We start from the raw sequence: 19,750 nt of genomic DNA on the forward strand, positions 1-19,750 counted from the left end.
ATTTGCGGCGCGCCACAGCCGTGCGTGCGGCTTTGGGCCCGCAACTCTTAGAATCCGCTTATGCGTCCCGGACCGAACGGCACCCCTGGGCGAGGTAACCGGTTGAAATTGGAGGACTACCTCGACGATGCGGGCAACATCGCGCTGCCGCCAGACGTCACCATCACGTCGTTCCTCGATCACAACATCGCCCAGTTCGGCGACACCGCGTCCTACCGCTACATCGATTTCGAGCACGACCCGTCAGGGCGACCGATCGAACTCACCTGGGACGAGTTGGGCGTCAGGTTGCGGGCGGTCGGTGCCCGGCTGCAGCAGGTGACCCAGCCCGGCGAACGGGTGGCGATCCTGGCGCCACAGGGCGTCGACTACGTGGTCGGCTTCTTCGCCGCCGTCCAGGCCGGAAACATCGCGGTACCGCTTTTTGCTCCGGAGCTGCCCGGCCACGCCGAGCGGCTGGACGCCGTGCTGGCTGACGCCACCCCTACAGTGGTGCTCACGACGTCGGCGGGCGCCGAGGCCGTGCAGACGTTCCTGCGCAAGCTTCCGCGCGGCCGCCGGCCCCGAGTCATCGCGATCGACGCCGTTCCGGACTCGGTGGGTGACACGTTCGTCCCCGCTGCGCTCGAGAGCGACGGCATCGCCTACCTGCAGTACACGTCGGGCTCCACCCGTACCCCTGCCGGTGTGGAGATCACCCACCGGGCGGTGTGCACCAACGTCGTCCAGATGATCATCTCGGTGGGCCTGGACTGGGACATCGCCAGCATCAGCTGGCTTCCGCTGTTCCACGACATGGGCCTGCTGATGATCATGTTCCCCGCCCTGTGCGGCGGTCATCTCACGCTGATGTCGCCGACGGCGTTCGTGCGCAGGCCGCACCGCTGGATCAAGGAACTGGCCGTCGAGGCCAAGCGCGGGCGCACGTTCGCCGCCGCCCCGAACTTCGCGTTCGAACTCGCCGCCGACCGTGGCCTGCCGCCCCAGGGCGAGGACCTCGATCTGAGCAACGTCGCCGGCCTGATCAATGGCTCCGAGCCGGTGAACGTCCACTCGATCGACAAGTTCAACGCCGCCTTCGCCCCGTATGGGCTGCCGCCCGAGGCGATCAAACCGTCCTACGGCATGGCCGAGGCCACCCTGTTCGTCTCGACGATCGGCCCCGAGAACCGGGCCGGTGCGGTCTACCTGGACCGGACCGAGCTCGGCCTCGGACGCGCCGTGCGGGTCGCCCCGGATTCACCCAACGCGGTGCCGGAGGTGTCGTGCGGGCGGATCGCGCGCAGCCAGTGGGCGGTGATCGTCGACCCGGGCACGGAAGCCGAACTGCCCGACGGCCGCGTCGGCGAGATCTGGCTGCACGGCGACAACATCGGCCGCGGCTACTGGGGCCGCGAGCGCGAAACCGAGCTGGCCTTCCACAACAAGCTGCAGGTGCGGCTGGACCAGGGCGGCCACGCAGAGGGCGTCCCCGTCAACGCCACCTGGTTCCGCACCGGTGACATGGGCGTCTACCTCGACGGCGAGATCTACATCACCGGCCGGATGAAGGACCTGGTGATCATCGACGGCCGCAACCACTACCCGCAGGACATCGAGGCCACCGCGGCCGACGCGTCGAAGTCGGTGCGCAGCGGATTCGTCGCGGCCTTCTCGGTGCCCGCCGGGGAACTGCCGTGCTCGGCCGGTTCGTCGGACACCGGGGCGGGGGAGCGGCTGGTCATCGTCGCCGAGCGCGGACCGGGTGCTGGCAAGGCCGAACCGGGGCCGATCATCGACGCGATCCGCGCCGCGGTGTCGCGCCATCACGCGCTGCCGGTCGCCGACGTGCGACTGGTCGCCGCGGGCGCCATTCCCCGGACCACAAGCGGCAAGCTGGCCCGGCGGGCCTGCCGGGCCGAGTACCTGGCGGGCGTTCTCGGGCAGCGTTAGATCGCCCCAAACCGAACCGAGCACGATTCGAAAAGCACGCGGGGGCGCGCCCGATGCCGACGGCGTTCTCCGGGGTCCGGGTGCGGGCCGACTCGCGGCGGCGGTGCGCTAGAAGCTGTGCTCTTCGGCGGGGAACGCGCCGGTGGCCACTTCTTCAGCGTATTGAATTGCCGCGCGGCGCAATTCAGCGCCCACATCGCCGAAACGCTTGACGAACTTGGCGGTCTTGCCGGTTGTAAGCCCGGCCATGTCCTGCCAGACGAGTACCTGGGCGTCGCAGTTGGGCCCTGCGCCGATACCGACCGTCGGGATGGTCAGCTTGCCGGTGATCTGGGTGGCCAGCTCGGCGGGGACCATCTCCATCACCACCGCGAACGCTCCCGCTTCCTGGACCGCGATCGCGTCGTGGATGGTCTGCTCGGCAGCGTCGCCGCGGCCCTGCACGCGGAAACCGCCCAGTCCATTGACGCTCTGCGGGGTGAAGCCGATGTGGGCCATCACCGGGATACCGGCGGCGGTCAGAGTCGCGATCTGGTCGGCCACCCGCTCGCCGCCCTCGAGCTTGACCGCATGCGCGCCGGCTTCCTTGAGGAAGCGGGTCGCGGTCGCCAGTGCCTGCGCGGGGCTGGATTCGTAGCTGCCGAACGGCAGATCGGCCACCACCAGCGCGTGCTCGGCACCGCGCACCACGCCCCGGACCAACGGAATCAGTTCGTCGGCCGAGATCGGCACCGTGGTGTCGTACCCGTAGACCACGTTGGCCGCGGAATCGCCGACCAGCAGAACCGGGATGCCTGCCTCGTCGAAGGCACGCGCCGTCGAGTAGTCGTAGACCGTGAGCATCGCCCACTTGTGGCCTTCGGACTTCCACTTCAGAAGGTGACGGGTGCGCACCTTGGTGCGGGCAACCGCGGGCATGCCACAGCCGCCGTAGACAGTCTGCTCAGACATCGTTGTCCCCAGTGATCGTCGTGATCGATCCTCGTGGCCCATCCGGGTCCCCGGGTTCGCGTGACCCCCTCAGTCTGCCACCGGGATATGGCGAAAACGAAGATCGAACACCGTCGACTTGCTCACATCAGGGCGCTGCGCCCGACGCCGACGGACGTGCGATTCCGGCTCGGCCCATATCTGGCGGACACTCCCTCGGCGGGTCGGTGCGGGAGGCAACCCCGCAGAGCATGGCAGCATGTTTGCCATGAGGCAGTACCCGCATCCGCGCGTCGTCCGCACCGCTGCGGTGCTTTCCGCGGTAGCCGCACTCGTCGCGAGTGCCGGCTGCAGCACCATGGTGTCCGGAAAGGCTGTCATCGCCGAGCCCCAGATCGGGGAGCCGGTGGCGTGGGGACCGTGCCGGACTGCCGGTGGCGGCGGCGGCAACGCGCTGCCCATCCCGGCGGGCGCGCTGTGCGGCAAGATCGCCGTCCCGGTCGACTACTCCAAGCCCGACGGTACGATCGCCGGCCTGGCGCTGATCCGGTTCCCCGCCACCGGCGACAAGGTCGGCTCGCTGATCCTCAACCCCGGCGGACCGGGGGAGTCCGGTGTCGAGGCGGCGGCCAGCATCGTCGAGAACCTGCCGAGCGAGGTGCGCCAGAAGTTCGACCTGGTCGGCTTCGACCCGCGCGGTGTCGGTGCCTCCACACCCGCCCTGTGGTGCAACTCCGACGCCGACAACGACGCTATCCGGGCCGACCCGCAGGTCGACTACAGCCCCAAGGGCGTCGAGCACATCGAGAACCAGACCAAAGCCTTCGTCCAGCGCTGCGTCGACAAGATGGGCAAGGACTTCCTGGCCAACATCGGCACCGCCAGCGTCGTCAAGGACCTCGACGCGCTGCGCGCCGCGGTAGGTGACGACAAGCTGACCTTCCTCGGCTACTCCTACGGCACCCGGATCGGATCGGAGTATGCCGAGGCTTATCCGGGCAAAGTGCGCGCGATGATTCTGGACGGCGCCGTCGACCCCAACGCCGACCCGATCCGGGCCGACATTGACCAGGCCGCCGCGTTCCAGCAGGCGTTCAACGACTACGCGGTGGACTGCGCCAAGGACCCGACCTGTCCGCTGGGCACCGACCCGGCCAAGGCCGTCGCGGTCTACCGCAGCATGGTCGACCCACTGGTCGACAAGCCCCTGCCGACCGCCGACCCGCGTGGACTGGGTTACAGCGACGCGATCATCGGCACGATCATGGCGCTGTACTCGCCGAACCTGTGGCGCCACCTGACCCAGGGGCTGACCGAGTTGTCCAGGGGGCGCGGCGACACCATGCTGGCGCTGGCCGACATGTACATGCGCCGCGACCCGCAGGGCCACTACACCAACGCCACCGACGCCCGGATCGCGGTGAACTGCGTGGACCAGCCACCGATCACCGACCGCGACAAGGTGATCGAGGAAGACCGCAAGATGCGTGAGGTCGCGCCGTTCCTGAGCTATGGCGAGTTCACCGGCCACGCGCCGCTGAGCACGTGCGCGTTCTGGCCGGTTCCGGCGACCAGTACGCCCCACTCCGCCTCGGCGCCCGGGCTGCCGCCGGTGCTCGTGGTGTCCACGACCAACGACCCCGCCACGCCCTATCAGGCGGGGGTGGACCTGGCCAAGCAACTCGGTGGAGCGTTGCTGACGTTCAACGGAACTCAGCACACCGTGGTGTTCCAAGGCAACACCTGTGTGGACAACTACGCGGCGGCCTATCTCGTCGACCTGAAACTGCCCCCGCCCGGCGCTACCTGCTGAACGCCGATCACGGCCGAACACAAGGGAATTACGATCGCGTCAGTCGTTTGTTACTGATGTCGCGCGGTTCTGAGATCGACGCGTTACCCCTCGGCGTCACGACGTAGGCACCGCCGTGCGACGATGACAGCCATGGGACGCACGAGTCGAATCGGCTCGGCTCTGCTCCTCTGCGCCGCGTTGACCACCGGTGTCACGGCCGCACCGGTCGCTGCCACCGAACCAGGAACCGGTCAGGCGACGGTGCCGCAGGTCGCGTGGGGAAGTTGTGCGCGGTTCATCGGCGACGCATCCAACGACATTCCCACCGCCCAGTGCACCAGCGTTCCAGTCCCGATCGACGACGCCAATCCTGCTGGGGCGCAAGCACAATTGGCCGTCATCAAGATTCCGGCCAGCGGCCAGCGCATCGGTGCCCTGTTCGTCAACCCCGGCGGCCCGGGAGCGTCCGCCGTCGACGCGGTGGCCGGGATGGCGTACGCGCTGGCCGGCAGTCCGATCAACGAGCACTTCGACCTCGTCGGCTTCGACCCGCGCGGCGTCGGCTACTCCACTCCCGAGGCGCGCTGCCGCAGCGACGCGGAGTTCGACGCGTGGCGGCGCAACCCGATGGTCGACTACAGCTCCGCCGGAATCGCCGCGATCGAGCAGATGTACCGCAACCTCGCCAAGGAATGCGCCGAGAAGCTGGGCACCGATTTCCTGGCCGGTGTCGGAACCGCCTCTGCCGCAAAGGATATGGACACGATTCGTCGGGTGCTCGGCGACGACAAACTCAACTACCTGGGCTTCAGCTACGGCACCCAACTGGGCACCGAGTATGTCGACCGCTTCCCCGACCGGGTCCGCGCCATGGTCCTCGACGGTGCCGTCGACCCCGCCGAGGACACCGTCGACTCGATCATCCAGCAGATGGCCGGCTTCCAGACGGCGTTCGACGACTACGCCGCCGACTGCGCCAAGTCGGCCGGCTGCCCGCTGGGAACCGATCCCGCGCAATGGGTCAACCGGTACCACCGGCTCGTCGACCCGCTGGTCGCCAGGCCGGGACCGACGTCGGATCCGCGCGGGTTGAGCTACCAGGACGCGATCACCGGAACGTTCAACGCCCTCTACACCCCGCAGTACTGGAAGTTCCTCACCAGCGGTCTGCTCGGGTTGCAGCGGCAGAACGACGCCGGCGACCTGCTGATGCTCGCCGACGAGTACCAGGGACGCGACCCGTACGGTCACTACGACAGCGGCCAGGACGCCTCCAACGCCGTCCGCTGTGTCGACATCCAGACGCCCACCGACCCGGCGGTGTGGGCCGACCTCGACAAGCGTACCCGCGAACTAGCGCCCTTCCAGGCCTACGGCCAGTTCACCGGAATGGCGCCGCGCGACATCTGCGCATTCTGGCCGGTGCCTGCCGAGTCCAGCCCGCACCCGGCGTCGCCGGCGCCGCCGGGCAGCGTGGTCGTGGTCTCGACGACACACGACCCGGCCACCCCGTACGAGTCCGGGGTGAACCTCGCCCGCCAGCTCGGGGCCGCACTGGTCACCTATGACGGCACGCAGCACACCGCGGTGTTCAACGGCGACGAGTGCATCGACTCGGCGATCGTGCGGTACTTCGTCGACCAGGTGGTGCCGGAGAACCTGCACTGCTGAGGTACCGGTTGTCGGCGTGCCCGGCGCGCTTGGTACCACCGGTGATGCCACCCGCCCCGGCGAACCGTAACGAGCCCCCGAAACACATACATCGCCGCGTAACACTGAATTAACACGCGGTGCATACGCTCGCGTCATGGACCGCCAGAAGGAATTCGTGCTGCGCACGCTGGAGGAACGGGACATCCGATTCGTCCGGCTGTGGTTCACCGACGTGCTCGGGTTCCTCAAGTCGGTCGCGATCGCGCCCGCCGAACTCGAGGGCGCCTTCGAGGAGGGCATCGGCTTCGACGGCTCCTCGATCGAGGGCTTCGCCCGCGTCTTCGAGTCCGACACCATCGCCCGGCCGGACCCGTCCACCTTCCAGGTGCTGCCATGGACCACCAGCGGCGGCCAGCATCACTCGGCGAGGATGTTCTGCGACATCACCATGCCCGACGGCTCGCCGTCGTGGGCAGACAGCCGCCACGTGCTGCGCCGCCAACTGGCCAAGGCCAGCGATCTCGGCTTCTCGTGCTACGTGCACCCGGAGATCGAGTTCTTCCTGCTCGAGCCCGGACCGTACGACGGCTCGGTGCCGGTCCCTGCCGACAACGGCGGCTACTTCGACCAGGCCGTCCACGACTCCGCGCCCGATTTCCGCCGCCACGCCATCGACGCACTGGAGCAGATGGGCATCTCGGTGGAGTTCAGCCACCACGAAGGCGCCCCCGGCCAGCAGGAGATCGACCTGCGCTACGCCGACGCGCTGTCGATGGCCGACAACGTGATGACGTTCCGCTACGTCGTCAAGGAGGTCGCGCTCGGCGAGGGTGCGCGGGCGTCGTTCATGCCCAAGCCGTTCGCCGAATACCCCGGCTCGGCCATGCACACCCACATGAGCCTGTTCGAGGGGGAGAACAACGCTTTCCACAGCCCTGATGACCCGCTGCAGCTCTCGGACGTCGCCAAGTCATTCATCGCCGGCATCCTCGAGCACGCCAGCGAGATCAGTGCGATCACCAACCAGTGGGTGAACTCCTACAAGCGGCTGGTGCACGGCGGCGAGGCGCCGACGGCGGCGTCCTGGGGAGCGGCCAACCGCTCGGCGCTGGTGCGGGTGCCGATGTATACCCCGCGCAAGGCGTCCTCGCGTCGCATCGAGGTGCGCAGCCCCGACTCGGCGTGCAATCCGTACCTGACCTTCGCGGTGCTGCTGGCCGCCGGGTTGCGCGGCATCGAGAAGAACTATGTGCTGGGCCCACAGGCCGAAGACGACGTGTGGATGCTGACGCCCGAGGAGCGCCGCGCGATGGGATACCGCGAGTTGCCGTCGAGCCTGGGCATCGCGCTGTCGGAGATGGAGAACTCCGAACTGGTCGCCGAGGCGCTCGGCGAGCACGTCTTCGACTACTTCCTGCGCAACAAGCGCAAGGAGTGGGCGGACTACCGCAGCAACGTCACGCCCTTCGAGCTGAAGGCTTATCTGTCGCTGTAGGCCCGGCGGGCAGGAGCGCAGCGACCGGGGAAAAAGGTCCGGCGGGCAGGAGCGCAGCGACCGGGGAAAAAGGTCCGGCGGGCAGGAGCGCAGCGACCGGGGAAAAAGGTCCGGCGGGCAGGAGCGCAGCGACCGGGGAAAAAGGTCCGGCGGGCAGGAGCGCAGCGACCGGGGGAGAATTCGGTGCGCTACCGTCGTGGGCGTGGCCAAACCAGCGACGCAGCGACCCCGGGTTCCCGGCGTGGGTCGCCTCGGGCTGCTCGAACCGTCGGCGAATGCTCACCTGGCCACGCTCGGCTGGGACACCGACGCCCACGTCGAGTTGTTGTGGTCGCTGTCGCGAGCGCCCAATGCCGATGTCGCACTGCAGACGATGGTCCGGCTCGCGGAGGCGCTCGGGCCCGACTGGCAACAGCTCAACACCGCCCTGCTGAAGGACCGCGGCCTGCGGGGCCGACTGTTCTCGGTGATCGGCTCGTCTCTGGCGCTCGGCGATCACCTGGTCGCCAACCCGCGGTCGTGGCATCTTCTCGAAGGCGCCGTCACCCTGCCGACGGCCGCGCAGCTGCGACGCGCCTTCGATGACTGCATCGCCGGATTCGGCACTGCTGCAAGCACTGTCATGCCGAAGCTGCGCACGCTCTACCGTGATCAGTTATTGATCCTGGCCGCCCTGGACCTGGCCCCGACCGTCGAGAACGAGCTCGTGCTGCCGTTCCCCACGATCGGCGCGCATCTGGCCGACATGGCCGACGCCGCGCTGGACGCCGCACTGAAGGTCGCCGTCGCCACAGTGTGCAAGGACGGTGCCCCGCCACCGCGCATCGCAGTGATCGCTATGGGCAAATGCGGTGCGCGGGAACTGAACTACGTCAGCGACGTCGACGTCATCTTCGTCGGCGAGGATGCCGACGCTGTCACCACCCGTGTTGCGGGGGAGATGATGCGGCTGGCGTCGGACACCTTCTTCGAAGTCGACGCCGCATTGCGGCCCGAGGGCATGCACGGTGCGCTGGTGCGCACCCTGGACTCGCACGTCGCCTACTACCAGCGGTGGGCCAAGACCTGGGAGTTCCAGGCCCTGCTGAAGGCAAGGCCGGCCGTGGGCGATGCCGAGCTCGGTGAGCAATACCTGGCCGCCCTGATGCCGATGGTGTGGACCGCTTGTGAGCGTGAGAATTTCGTGCCCGAGGTGCAGGCGATGCGGCGCCGGGTGGAGGCGCTGGTTCCCGCCGATGTGCGCGACCGCGAGATCAAGCTCGGCACCGGCGGACTGCGCGACGTGGAGTTCGCGGTGCAGCTGCTGCAGCTGGTGCACGGCCGCACCGACGACTCATTGCATGTCTCCTCTACGCTGGAAGCCCTTGCCGCACTTGGCTCGGGGGGATACGTCGGTCGAGACGACGCCGCCAACCTGACCGCGTCGTACGAGTTCCTGCGACTGCTCGAGCACCGGCTTCAACTGCAGCGACTCAAGCGCACCCACATGCTGCCCGCGCCCGACGACGATGAGGCGCTGCGCTGGCTGGCCCGTGCGGCGCACATGCGCCCCGACGGCACGCACGATGCGCTGGGGGTCCTGCGCGAGGAGATCAAGCGGCAGAACCTGCGGGTCTCGCGCCTGCACACCAAGCTGTTCTACCAGCCGCTGCTGGAGTCCGTCGGCCCTTCGATGGGCTTCGCCCCCGGTATGACGCCGGCCGCGGCCGAAAGACAGCTTGCCGCACTGGGTTACGAAGGTCCGCAGAGTGCGCTCACGCATCTGGGCGCGCTGGTCAACGAGAGCGGTCGGCGCGGACGCGTGCAGTCGGTGCTGCTGCCACGGCTGCTGGACTGGCTGTCGGACACCCCGGACCCCGACAGCGGTCTGCTGGCCTATCGACGGATCAGCGAGGCGCTGTCCGACCAGCGCTGGTATCTGGCCACACTGCGCGACGAGAGCGCAGTGGCCAAGCGCCTGATGCGGGTGCTCGGCACGTCGGCCTTCGTGCCCGAGCTGCTGATGCGGGCACCCGAGGTGATCCAGCAGTATGCCGACGGGCCGACAGGACCCAAATTGCTCGACGTCGACCCGGACGCCGTGGGCAGAGCGCTGATCGCCTCCACCGCAAGGCATCCCGACCCGGTCCGGGCGATCGCGGCCGCGCGGACCCTGCGCCGCCGCGAACTGGCCCGCGTGGCCTCGGCCGATCTGCTCGGCATGCTCGAGGTCAGGGAGGTCTGCTCGGCACTGACGTCGGTGTGGGTGGCGGTGTTGCAGTCGGCGCTGGAGGCGGTGATCCGAGCCAACACGCCGGAGGACGGGACGGTGCCGGCCAGGATCGCGGTGATCGGCATGGGCCGCCTCGGCGGCAGCGAACTGGGATACGGCTCGGACGCTGACGTGATGTTCGTCTGCGAGCCAGGCGAAGGCATCGAGGAATCCCGCGCGGTCAAGTGGTCGGTGTCGATCGCCGAGCAGGTACGCGCACTGCTGGGCACTCCCAGCGACGACCCGCCGCTGGAAGTCGACGCCAATCTGCGCCCCGAAGGCCGGCAAGGCCCACTGGTGCGGACGCTGGGATCTTACGAGGCGTACTACGACCAGTGGGCGCAGCCGTGGGAGATCCAGGCGTTGCTGCGGGCCCACCCGGTGGCCGGTGACCCCGATCTCGGGCTCAGGTTCCTGCTGATGGTGGACAAGACGCGGTACCCGGCCGGCGGTGTGTCGGCGCGAGCCGTGCAGGAGATCCGGCGCATCAAGGCGCGTATCGATGCCGAACGGCTGCCGCGCGGGGCGGACCCGAACACGCACACGAAGCTGGGCCGCGGCGGGCTGGCCGATATCGAATGGACCGTGCAGTTGCTGCAGTTGCGGCATGCCCACCACATACCGGCGCTGCACAACACCTCGACGCTGGAGACGCTGGACGCCATCGGCGCCGCCGAACTGCTCGCCGAGGACGACGTCGGCCTGCTGCGGCAGGCCTGGCTGACGGCGACCCGGGCCCGCAACGCCCTGGTGCTGGTGCGCGGCAAGCCCACCGACCAGCTGCCGGGGCCGGGCCGTCAGCTCAATGCCGTCGCGGTCGCCGCCGGCTGGCACAACGACGACGGCGGGGAGTTCCTGGACAACTACCTGCGGGTGACCCGTCGGGCAAAGGCCGTGGTACTCAAGGTGTTCGGGGGATAGCCGCCGTGGACTTCGGTGTTAGCGGACCCGCCCCTTCCTCTTGGGAGGGCGTTAGGTCTCGAGTATCGCTGCGGGCTCGTGGCGGTGGGCCAACGTTTCGGACACGACTATGGGCCCGCCGCAAACAGCGACGAGCCCACCCGCTGCGCGACTTCGGAGGTATCGCGGAGCGGATGGGCCCGGTCGGCTTACTACGACAAGGGATTACACGTCGTAGTAGAGAGCGAACTCGTACGGGTGAGGCCGGATCTGCACGGGCAGGATCTCGTTGTCACGCTTGAAGGAGATCCAGGTCTCGATCAGGTCGGAGGTGAACACGCCGCCCTCGGTGAGGTAGTCGTGGTCCTCCTCGAGCTTGTCGATCACCGACGCCAGCGACGTCGGCGCCTGCGGGATGTTGGCGGCCTCCTCGGGCGGAAGCTCGTAGAGGTCCTTGTCGACCGGCGCCAGCGGCTCGATCTTCTTCTTGATGCCGTCGATCCCGGCCATCAGCATCGCCGCGAACGCCAGGTACGGGTTGCCCGAGCTGTCCGGGCAACGGAACTCCAGGCGCTTGGCCTTCGGGTTGTTACCGGTGATCGGGATACGCACACAGGCCGAGCGGTTGCGCTGGCTGTACACCAGGTTGATCGGGGCCTCGTAGCCCGGCACCAGGCGCTTGTAGGAGTTCACCGTCGGGTTGGTGAACGCCAGCAGCGACGGCGCGTGGTGCAGGATGCCGCCGATGTAGTGGCGAGCGGTGTCCGACAGGCCGGCATAGCCCGCCTCGTCGTGGAACAGCGGCTTGCCGTCCTTCCACAGCGACTGGTGGGCGTGCATGCCCGAGCCGTTGTCACCGAACAGCGGCTTGGGCATGAACGTGACCGTCTTGCCGGCCTGCCAGGCGGTGTTCTTGATGATGTACTTGAACAGCAGCAGGTCGTCGGCCGCGTGCAGCAGCGTGTTGAATTTGTAGTTGATCTCGGCCTGCCCGGCGGTGCCCACCTCGTGGTGGCCGCGTTCGAGGGTGAACCCGGCGTTGATCAGGTTGGTGCACATCTCGTCACGCAGATCGACGTAGTGGTCGTACGGGGCGACGGGGAAGTAGCCACCCTTGGGACGGACCTTGTAGCCGAGGTTGGCGCTGCCGTCGGCCTCGAACGGCTCACCGGTGTTCCACCAGCCCGACTCGGAGTCGACCTCGTAGAAGGTGCCGTTCATCTTCGAGTCGAATGCCACCGAGTCGAAGATGTAGAACTCGGCCTCGGCGCCGAAGAAGGCGGTGTCGGCGATGCCGGTGCTGGCCAGGTAGTTCTCCGCCTTGCGGGCCACGTTGCGCGGGTCGCGGGAGTAAGCCTCACGGGTGAACGGGTCATGCACGAAGAAGTTCAGGTTCAGCGTCTTGGCGGCGCGGAACGGGTCGATCCGCGCGGTCTCGGGGTCCGGCAGCAGCATCATGTCGGACTCGTGGATCGACTGGAACCCGCGGACCGACGAGCCGTCGAACGCGAGGCCGTCCTCGAACACGCTCTCGTTGAACGCGGAGGCCGGAATCGAGAAGTGCTGCACGACGCCGGGTAGATCGCAGAAGCGGATGTCGACGTACTCGACGTCCTCGTCCTTGATCAGCTCCATGATGTCGTCAGCGGTCTTTTCTGCCACTTACAAACTCCTTCGGTGCAGCCTGTCTCGCGCATGTCCAGGCACTGAGGTTTCTTAACCCGCGGCTGACGCTAAGGAGCCGATGTTGCCTGCCCGTCAAGCTCATGTTGCGCCGACGTTACGCATCTGCCGCCGCGGACTCCGGGCCCGGCACCCCTATCCTGGGGCCATGGCGCGTGAGATCGGGTCCTGGCTGTCCGGACCGGAACCGGTGAAGCCCGGCTATGACGCCGGATACCCGGGCCAGCAGCTGGGCCTGCCGGAAAGCGGATCCCGTTCGCTGGCCCGGATGGGCAGACGCTTCCTGGCGTTGCTCATCGACTGGCTGATCAGCTACGGGTTGGCGGCCCTGGCGATGACGGTCGGGCAGGTGACCACCTCGACGCTGTCGGCTGCGGTGCTGGTGATCTGGTTCCTGCTCGGCGTCATCTCGGTGCGCCTGTTCGGCTTCACCCCAGGTCAATACGCGCTAGGTCTGCTGGTCGTGCCGATCGACAACCGGTTGCACGTCAGCACCGGCCGCGCGATCGTGCGCGGACTGCTGATCGCCCTGGTGATCCCGCCGCTGTTCACCGACGCCGACGGCCGCGGACTGCAGGACCGCCTGACCGCCACGGCCGTCGTCCGGCGCTGAGGCCTAGAAGAAGCACACCTGGCACCGTCGCAGCGTGGACGTCTTCATCGCCAGCGAGGCACCGGCCGTCGGGCGAATCACACCGACATGGTCCAGCGGGTGGCCCGGGCCGGAGTGCCGCAGCGCTGAACGCCAGAGAACCTAGCGGCGGCGCACGGTGCGCTGCACGCCCTTCATCTTGGTTTGCGCGGGCAGCGGGCCCTTCGGCATCGCGGCAGGACCCATGCGGCTGCCCAGCGCGACGAGCTTGGACTCCAGCGTGTCCATCTGCTTGACCGTGATGTTGGCCGGCAGCCGGGTCAGATGACGCTCCAGCTTCGACAGCGGCACCTCGCCCTCGCCGTTGCCGACGATCACGTCGTAGATCGGAACGTCGCCGACCAGTCGCGCGGTGCGCTTCTTCTCCTGCGCCAGCAGCGGCTTGACCCGCGACGGCGACCCCTCTGCGACGAAGATCACGCCCGGCCGTCCGATCACGCGGTGCACAGCGTCGAAATGCCCGGTGGCGGCCACACCCGGAGTGACCCGCCACTTGCCGCGTAGGTTCTCCAGCGCCCAGGCCGCTGCACCGGTCTGCCCCTCGGCCTTCTGATACACCGACTTCTGCGCGCGCCGGCCGAAGATGATGAACGCGACCAGCGCGCCGAGGACCACGCCGAGCGGGATCAGCAGGTACGTCGTCAACCCGCCGGCGTAGATGCCGACGGCCACCGCCAGCACCACGATCAGCACGAACGCGCCGATCATGTACGGCAGAAGCCGCTTGTCCTCCTTGCGCTGCATCTGGAAGGCCTGCCACAACTGACTGCGGCGCTGCTTGGACGCCGCCTTGCGGGCGGCCTTCGCCTCGGCCTTGGCCGCCTTGGTCTCGGCGGCGGAGCGGGTCTTTGCCATTGGTTCAGGATACGGAAAGAGATGCCGCCGCCGCCGCGGCTCCGGTGCCTGAACGCCGCGCGGCGATCGTCTGCGCATACAGCCGGCCGGCCCGGTAGGACGAGCGCACCAGCGGCCCGGCCAGGACACCGGCGAATCCCAAGCCCTCGGCGTAGCCGGCGAGCTCGACGAACTCGTCGGGGTGGACCCAGCGCTCCACCGGATGGTGGCGTAGCGACGGCCGCAGGTACTGGGTGATGGTGACGATGTCGCAGCCCGCACCGTGCAGGTCGGCCAGCGCGGTGCGGACCTCCTCGATGGTCTCGCCCATACCGAGGATGAGGTTGCTCTTGGTCACCAAGCCGAACTCGCGGGCGGCGGTCAGCACGTCGAGGCTGCGCTGGTAGCGGAACGCGGGACGGATCCGCTTGAAGATGCGCGGCACGGTTTCGACGTTGTGCGCGAAGACTTCTGGACGGGACTCGAACACCTCACGCAGCAGATTGGGATCACCGTTGAAGTCCGGGGCCAGCAGCTCGACGCCGGTCGACGGGTTGAGCGCCTCGATGGCGCGCACCGTCTCGGCGTAGAGCCAGGCACCGCCGTCGGGCAGGTCGTCACGGGCGACGCCGGTGACCGTCGCGTACTTCAGACCCATGGCGGCCACACTCTCGGCGACCCGGCGCGGCTCGTCGCGGTCGAGCTCCGCGGGCTTGCCCGTGTCAATCTGGCAGAAGTCGCAGCGACGGGTGCACTGTTCGCCGCCGATCAGGAACGTCGCCTCGCGGTCCTCCCAGCATTCGTAGATGTTGGGGCAGCCGGCCTCTTCGCAGACGGTGTGCAGGCCTTCACGGCGGACCAGACCCTTGAGCGCGGTGAACTCCGGGCCCATCCGGGCGCGGGTCTTGATCCAGGGCGGCTTGCGTTCGATCGGGGTCTCGGCGTTACGGACCTCCAGGCGCAATAACTTGCGGTTCCCCGGAGCCGCCGGGCCGGCGACATCGGATTCGGGGTCGACGCTCACGGGGTCGATGCTACGTGAGTCGACACCGCCAGGCGGCCGTCAAGTGCGTCACACACCGCCTCGGCAACCCCTGCGCGCACGTCGTCGACTCCGACCCGTCGGCCCAATTCAGCGGTCAGCGACGTCACCCCGGCGTCGGTGATGCCGCATGGCACGATCGCCGCATAGGCCGTCAGATCACAGTCACAATTCAGCGCGAATCCGTGCAGGGCGGTTCCGCGGGCCACCCGGATCCCGATGGCGGCGATCTTGCGGGCCGGCCGCGTGGCGTCGGCGGGCAGCCACACCCCGGACCGGCCGTCCACCCGACCGGCGGTCAGGCCGTACTCCGCGCACACGTCGATCAGTGATTCCTCAAGGCGTCGAACGTAATTCACCACATCGAGCGGCTCGGCCATGCCGATTACCGGGTAGCCGACCAACTGCCCGGGACCGTGCCAGGTAATCTTGCCGCCCCGATCGGTGTCGACGACGGGCGTGCCGTCCACCGGACGTTCGTGGGCCTCGGTGCGCTTGCCGGCGGTGTAGACCGGCGGGTGCTCGAGCAGCAGCAGGGTATCCGGGCCGCCGACAACCCGGGCGTCGACGAGGCCACGTTGCAGCTGCCAGGCGTCCCGATAGTCGACGGTGTCCAATTGCCGCACCTCGATCGGCGCTGAGCTGGACCGGATGGACTGCCGCACCCAACCGACGGTACTACCCCTGCGCAGATTGGGTGGCGTAGGCCAAAGCCTCACCGATGGTGTTGTGGTGGAACACGAAACCGGCCCGCTCGAGGGCGGCCGGGATGGCCCGCTGTCCGCCGAGCAGTCCCTCGTCGGCGAACTCGCCGAGCACGGTGCGCAACGCGAATCCCGGGACCAGCCAGGGGGTGGGGCGGTTGAGGGCCCGGCCCAGCGCGGCGGCGAACTCGGAGTTGGTCACCGGCGCAGGCCCGGTGAAGTTGACCGGCCCGGCCAGGCCGTCGCTGTTGATGGCAAACAGCAGCGCACGCACTTCGTCCTCGAGGCTGATCCACGGCACGTATTGCCTGCCCCCGCCGAGCCGTCCGCCGAGCCCGAAGGAGAACAGCGGGCGCAGTCGGCCCAGCGCGCCGCCGCCGGGGGAGAGCACCAGCCCGGTGCGGGCCAGCACCACCCGGACTCCCGCCTCCTCGGCCGGCGTCGTCGCGGCTTCCCAGTCGACACACAACCGGGCCAGGAAACCCGTTCCAGGAGAGGCCATTTCGTCGACCACCCGGCTTCGGGTGTCGCCGTAGTAGCCCACCGCGCCGGCGTTGATGAGCACCGGCACCCCGGCGTCGACGACCGCGGCGGAGATGACCTCGGTCGGCGCGATGCGGCTGTCGCGCAGGATCTGCTTGAACGCCCCCGACCACCGCTTTTCGCCGACGTTGACCCCACAGAGGTTGATCACGGCGTCCACACCCTCCAGACCGGCCGGGTCGAACTCACCGCTGTCGGGGTTCCAGTGCAGTTCGTCACCGTTGGCCGGGGCGCGGCGGACGATGCGGATCACCCGGTTGTCCGCAGCGCGCAGCGCCGAGACCAGCGCCGATCCGATCAGACCGGACGAACCGGCGATGGCGATTACCGAGTCGCCCATAACTCAGAGCCCCAGGTCGGCCTCGAACGCTCCCTCTTCGAGCCGGCGCTTGACGGTGGTCAGGAAGCGGCCGGCGTCGGCACCGTCGATGAGGCGGTGGTCATAGGTCAGCGGCAGGTAGCAGATGGAGCGCACGCCGATCGACTCGTTGCCGGTGTCGTCGACCACCACCCGCGGACGCTTCACGATGGCGCCGGTACCCAGCATGGCGGCCTGCGGCGGCACCAGGATCGGGGTGTCGAACAGCGCGCCCTGGCTGCCGATGTTGGTGATCGTGAAGGTGCCGCCGGACAGCTCGTCGGGCTTGAGGTCACCAGAGCGGGCCCGGGCCGCGATGTCGTTGATCGCGCGGGCGAGCCCGGCCAGTGACAGGTCACCGGCGTTGTGGATCACCGGGGATAGCAGGCCCTGATCGGTGTCGACGGCGAACCCGAGGTGCTCGGCGTCGTAGTAGGTGATCTCCTTGGTGTCCTCGTTGTAGCTCGCGTTGATGTTCGGGTGTGCCTTCAGCGCGTCGATCACCGCGCGGGCGATGAACGGCAGGTAGGTCAGGTTCACGCCCTCGCGCTCGGCGAATTCGTTCTTGGCCCGCGCCCGCAGCGCCACGATCTTGGTCATGTCGACCTCGTGGGTCTGCGTGAGCTGTGCGGTGGCCTGCAGCGACTCGCGGGTCTTCTTGGCGGTGAGCTGACGGATCCGGTTGGCCTTCTGCGTGGTGCCGCGCAGGTGGGCCAGCGGGGAGTGCCCCGCTGCGGCCGCGGGAGCCGGGGCTGACGCAGCCGGCGCCGGTGCCGGTGCCGGTTGTGCCTTCTTGGCTTCCGCCGCAGCCAGCACATCCTGTTTGCGAATTCGTCCGCCGACACCGGTGCCCTTGACCGTCGCGAGGTCGATTCCGTTCTCGGCAGCCAACTTTCGCACCAGCGGAGTGACGTACGGGCTGCCGTCGCCTGCCTCGGCCTGCGCCGCGGGAGCCGGGGCCGCCGCAGGAGCAGGCTCGGGCTTCGGTTCCGGCTTGTTCGGGCTTCGGCTCGGGGGCGGGTTCTGCTTTCGGGGCGGGCGCGGGCGCCGACTGCGGCGCGGCACCGGTCGCACCGATCTGGGCCAGCTCGCCGCCGACCGCAACCGTGACGTCCTCTTCTGCGGTGATGCTGATCAAGGTTCCCGCTGCCGGTGAGGGGATCTCGGTGTCAACCTTGTCGGTGGAGACCTCGACGAGTGGCTCGTCGACCGCCACGGGGTCGCCGACCTTCTTCAGCCAGCGGGTCACGGTGCCTTCGGTGACCGACTCGCCGAGTTCGGGCATCAACACCGGGGTCGACGAGCCCGACGACTGTGCGACCGGCCGGGCCGCGGGCGCCGGCTCGGGTTCGGGCTGCGCGGCCGGCTCCTCGGCGGGCTTCTCCTCCGCGGCCGGGGCGGGCGCGGGGGCGGATTCCGCGGCCTCGCCCGCCCCGCCGATGATCGCCAGCTCGCCGCCGACCTCGACGGTGTCGTCCTGCTGGGCGACGATCTTGGTCAGCACGCCGGATGCCGGGGCGGGGATCTCGGTATCGACCTTATCGGTCGACACCTCCAGCAGTGGCTCATCGACCTCCACGGTGTCGCCCTCGTGCTTGAGCCACCGGGTGACAGTCCCCTCGGTGACGCTTTCCCCGAGTGCGGGCATCTGGACGGACACGGCCATAGGTCTCGGCTCCCTCGAACGGTCAGTCGTGCGGATCGATGTCCATCCTGTCATCACCGGGCCCCTCGCATGCACTCAGGGCGAAGGGTGTTTTTCTCTGGCACCATCGAAGAAAGACCCGCTGAGAGGAGTTCGGCACAAGTTGGGGTTGTTCGACAGGTTCCGGTCCGGTCGCGGCGGGGTCGACGGCCCGGCCGCCGACCAGAAGCACCTGCGGGAGTGGGCCGCCCAGCGCAGCGGCGTGGAGGCCTTCGTCGAGCCGCAGACCAGCGTGACGCCGATGACCATCGTGCTGGTGGCCGCCGATGGCGAATGGACCCGCCGGCCCGCGGGCGGGCCTGCCGGTGCCCGCCGGCTCGGGGAGCAACTCGGCATTCCGGTCTACGACGTGCAGAAGGTCGGCTACCCGCGGCGGATGCGCGACTACGACGCACGTCGCCGCATCGAACGGCGCCGGGCCCTGCGCGAGGAACTCGAGGACCGCTGAGCGTCTTGGCACCCGCGCGCCCGCGCGGGCAGGGTCAAAGTTGTTCGGTACCAACGGTATGAGCTACTGACCGTTACAGCAATCGCCCGGAGGGGTCCGATGGCCACGCGCTTCATCGACAGCAAAGACGGAACGCGCATCGCGGTGTACGAGGAGGGCAACCCCCGACGGGCCGACCGTGGTGCTGGTGCACGGATGGCCCGATTCGCAGGTCCTGTGGGACGCCGTCGTGCCACTGCTGGCCGAGAAGTTCCGCGTCACCGCGACGGGCTGAAGCGGCCCTACCGGCCAATGCGATTCGCCCACGCGGTGTCTCAGGCCGGTCATCTGAGCTACATGGCCGGGTTCTCGGTGCCGGTGCCGGTGCTGGCGCCCGCGCTGATGCGAGCTGGCGCAAAACATCTGCGCCCCTTGCTGGTTCGCGGCATTCCAGCCGAAAAGCGGCACTTCGGCGACACGTTCGTCGCCGATGGGGCCAACGGGATGAACATCTACCGCGCCAACTTCTTCCGTTCGCTCGGCCACGGCGGCGCCGACCGTTACGTCGAGGTCCCGGTCCAGGTGATCGTCAACCTCGACGACCCCTACGTGCGGCCCTACGTCTACGACGACACCTCCCGCTGGTGCCGCGGCTGTGGCGTCGCGACATTCGCGCCGGGCACTGGTCGCCGTTCTCGCACCCACAGGTGTTGGCCACTGCCGTCACCGAACTGGCCGAGCACCTCGACGGCAAACCGGCCAGCCGCGCGCTCCTTCGGGCGCAGGTCGGCCGGCCGCGCAGCTATGGCCCCGACAAGGTGGCCGACGCAATCGTGTCGGCGGTCA

Annotated in this window: 13 protein-coding genes and 2 pseudogenes; 8 read left to right on the forward strand and 7 right to left on the reverse strand. The window is 68.6% G+C overall.

From position 1 onward, the window contains the following. Nucleotides 1-60: 60 nt before the first annotated feature. Nucleotides 61-1,932, forward strand: a complete 1,872-nt coding sequence (locus tag K9U37_RS10830; protein WP_243071690.1) for a fatty acyl-AMP ligase — start codon at nucleotides 61-63, stop codon at nucleotides 1,930-1,932. A gap of 108 nt (nucleotides 1,933-2,040) precedes the next feature. Here the strand turns inward: K9U37_RS10830 and panB are convergent, their stop codons facing one another. After that, nucleotides 2,041-2,883 carry a 3-methyl-2-oxobutanoate hydroxymethyltransferase gene (panB, locus tag K9U37_RS10835; protein WP_243071691.1) on the reverse strand — a complete coding sequence of 281 codons (843 nt, stop codon included), beginning with the start codon at nucleotides 2,881-2,883 and terminating at the stop codon, nucleotides 2,041-2,043. 247 nt (nucleotides 2,884-3,130) lie between these two features. Between panB and K9U37_RS10840 the strand changes: the two genes are divergently transcribed. The 4 genes from K9U37_RS10840 (at nucleotide 3,131) to K9U37_RS10855 (ending at nucleotide 10,977) form a co-directional block, all read left to right on the forward strand. After that, on the forward strand, nucleotides 3,131-4,675 hold the full coding sequence (locus tag K9U37_RS10840) for an alpha/beta hydrolase (protein WP_243071692.1): 1,545 nt from the start codon (nucleotides 3,131-3,133) through the stop codon (nucleotides 4,673-4,675). Nucleotides 4,676-4,798: 123 nt separating this feature from the next. Further along, the gene (locus tag K9U37_RS10845) at nucleotides 4,799-6,328 is read left to right on the forward strand and encodes an alpha/beta hydrolase (protein WP_243071693.1); all 1,530 of its coding nucleotides are present in this window, start codon (nucleotides 4,799-4,801) and stop codon (nucleotides 6,326-6,328) included. 136 nt (nucleotides 6,329-6,464) lie between these two features. Continuing rightward, the gene (gene glnA, locus K9U37_RS10850) at nucleotides 6,465-7,805 is read left to right on the forward strand and encodes a type I glutamate--ammonia ligase (RefSeq protein WP_243071694.1); all 1,341 of its coding nucleotides are present in this window, start codon (nucleotides 6,465-6,467) and stop codon (nucleotides 7,803-7,805) included. 196 nt (nucleotides 7,806-8,001) lie between these two features. After that, nucleotides 8,002-10,977: a bifunctional [glutamine synthetase] adenylyltransferase/[glutamine synthetase]-adenylyl-L-tyrosine phosphorylase gene (locus K9U37_RS10855; RefSeq protein WP_243071695.1), complete on the forward strand. Its 2,976-nt coding sequence runs from the start codon at nucleotides 8,002-8,004 to the stop codon at nucleotides 10,975-10,977. Nucleotides 10,978-11,181: 204 nt separating this feature from the next. Here K9U37_RS10855 and glnA (K9U37_RS10860) read toward each other — a convergent pair whose 3' ends face one another. Beyond that, the gene (gene glnA, locus K9U37_RS10860; protein WP_243071696.1) at nucleotides 11,182-12,618 is read right to left on the reverse strand and encodes a type I glutamate--ammonia ligase; all 1,437 of its coding nucleotides are present in this window, start codon (nucleotides 12,616-12,618) and stop codon (nucleotides 11,182-11,184) included. Nucleotides 12,619-12,787: 169 nt separating this feature from the next. Between glnA (K9U37_RS10860) and K9U37_RS10865 the strand changes: the two genes are divergently transcribed. Then, nucleotides 12,788-13,252, forward strand: coding sequence for an RDD family protein (locus K9U37_RS10865; protein WP_243071697.1), 465 nt, complete (start codon nucleotides 12,788-12,790; stop codon nucleotides 13,250-13,252). 141 nt (nucleotides 13,253-13,393) lie between these two features. Here K9U37_RS10865 and K9U37_RS10870 read toward each other — a convergent pair whose 3' ends face one another. The 5 genes and pseudogenes from K9U37_RS10870 to sucB form a co-directional block, all read right to left on the reverse strand. After that, nucleotides 13,394-14,146 carry a DUF4191 domain-containing protein gene (locus tag K9U37_RS10870; protein WP_243071698.1) on the reverse strand — a complete coding sequence of 251 codons (753 nt, stop codon included), beginning with the start codon at nucleotides 14,144-14,146 and terminating at the stop codon, nucleotides 13,394-13,396. A 4-nt stretch (nucleotides 14,147-14,150) separates the two neighbouring features. Next, a complete protein-coding gene (gene lipA, locus K9U37_RS10875; RefSeq protein ID WP_243071699.1) occupies nucleotides 14,151-15,149 on the reverse strand; it encodes a lipoyl synthase in 999 nt (332 codons plus the stop codon). Beyond that, nucleotides 15,146-15,832, reverse strand: coding sequence for a lipoyl(octanoyl) transferase LipB (gene lipB / locus K9U37_RS10880; RefSeq protein ID WP_243071700.1), 687 nt, complete (start codon nucleotides 15,830-15,832; stop codon nucleotides 15,146-15,148). Before lipB ends, lipA begins: the two co-directional genes overlap by 4 nt. A gap of 13 nt (nucleotides 15,833-15,845) precedes the next feature. Beyond that, complete coding sequence (locus K9U37_RS10885; protein ID WP_243071701.1) at nucleotides 15,846-16,754, reverse strand: TIGR01777 family oxidoreductase; 909 nt, start codon at nucleotides 16,752-16,754, stop codon at nucleotides 15,846-15,848. Nucleotides 16,755-16,757: 3 nt separating this feature from the next. Beyond that, nucleotides 16,758-18,438, reverse strand: a pseudogene (gene sucB / locus K9U37_RS10890) (2-oxoglutarate dehydrogenase, E2 component, dihydrolipoamide succinyltransferase). Nucleotides 18,439-18,580: 142 nt separating this feature from the next. On the opposite strand from sucB, the gene K9U37_RS10895 reads away from it, so the two are divergent. Further along, a complete protein-coding gene (locus K9U37_RS10895) occupies nucleotides 18,581-18,925 on the forward strand; it encodes an oxidoreductase (RefSeq protein WP_243071702.1) in 345 nt (114 codons plus the stop codon). A 99-nt stretch (nucleotides 18,926-19,024) separates the two neighbouring features. Continuing rightward, nucleotides 19,025-19,719 (forward strand): annotated as a pseudogene (locus K9U37_RS10900) (SDR family oxidoreductase); the annotation flags it as partial. Nucleotides 19,720-19,750: the final 31 nt, after the last annotated feature.

Source organism: Candidatus Mycolicibacterium alkanivorans (assembly GCF_022760805.1).
In the GTDB taxonomy this organism is placed as follows: Bacteria; Actinomycetota; Actinomycetes; order Mycobacteriales; family Mycobacteriaceae; genus Mycobacterium; species Mycobacterium alkanivorans.

Bases quoted from the DNA above. Each gene is read 5' to 3' on its own strand.
- panB (WP_243071691.1), bottom strand. From the start codon at position 2,883: ATGTCTGAGCAGACTGTCTACGGCGGCTGTGGCATGCCCGCGGTTGCC.
- K9U37_RS10870 (WP_243071698.1), bottom strand. From the start codon at position 14,146: ATGGCAAAGACCCGCTCCGCCGCCGAGACCAAGGCGGCCAAGGCCGAG.
- K9U37_RS10840 (WP_243071692.1), top strand. From the start codon at position 3,131: ATGAGGCAGTACCCGCATCCGCGCGTCGTCCGCACCGCTGCGGTGCTT.
- K9U37_RS10885 (WP_243071701.1), bottom strand. From the start codon at position 16,754: ATGGGCGACTCGGTAATCGCCATCGCCGGTTCGTCCGGTCTGATCGGA.
- K9U37_RS10845 (WP_243071693.1), top strand. From the start codon at position 4,799: ATGACAGCCATGGGACGCACGAGTCGAATCGGCTCGGCTCTGCTCCTC.
- K9U37_RS10865 (WP_243071697.1), top strand. From the start codon at position 12,788: ATGGCGCGTGAGATCGGGTCCTGGCTGTCCGGACCGGAACCGGTGAAG.
- K9U37_RS10830 (WP_243071690.1), top strand. From the start codon at position 61: ATGCGTCCCGGACCGAACGGCACCCCTGGGCGAGGTAACCGGTTGAAA.
- glnA (WP_243071694.1), top strand. From the start codon at position 6,465: ATGGACCGCCAGAAGGAATTCGTGCTGCGCACGCTGGAGGAACGGGAC.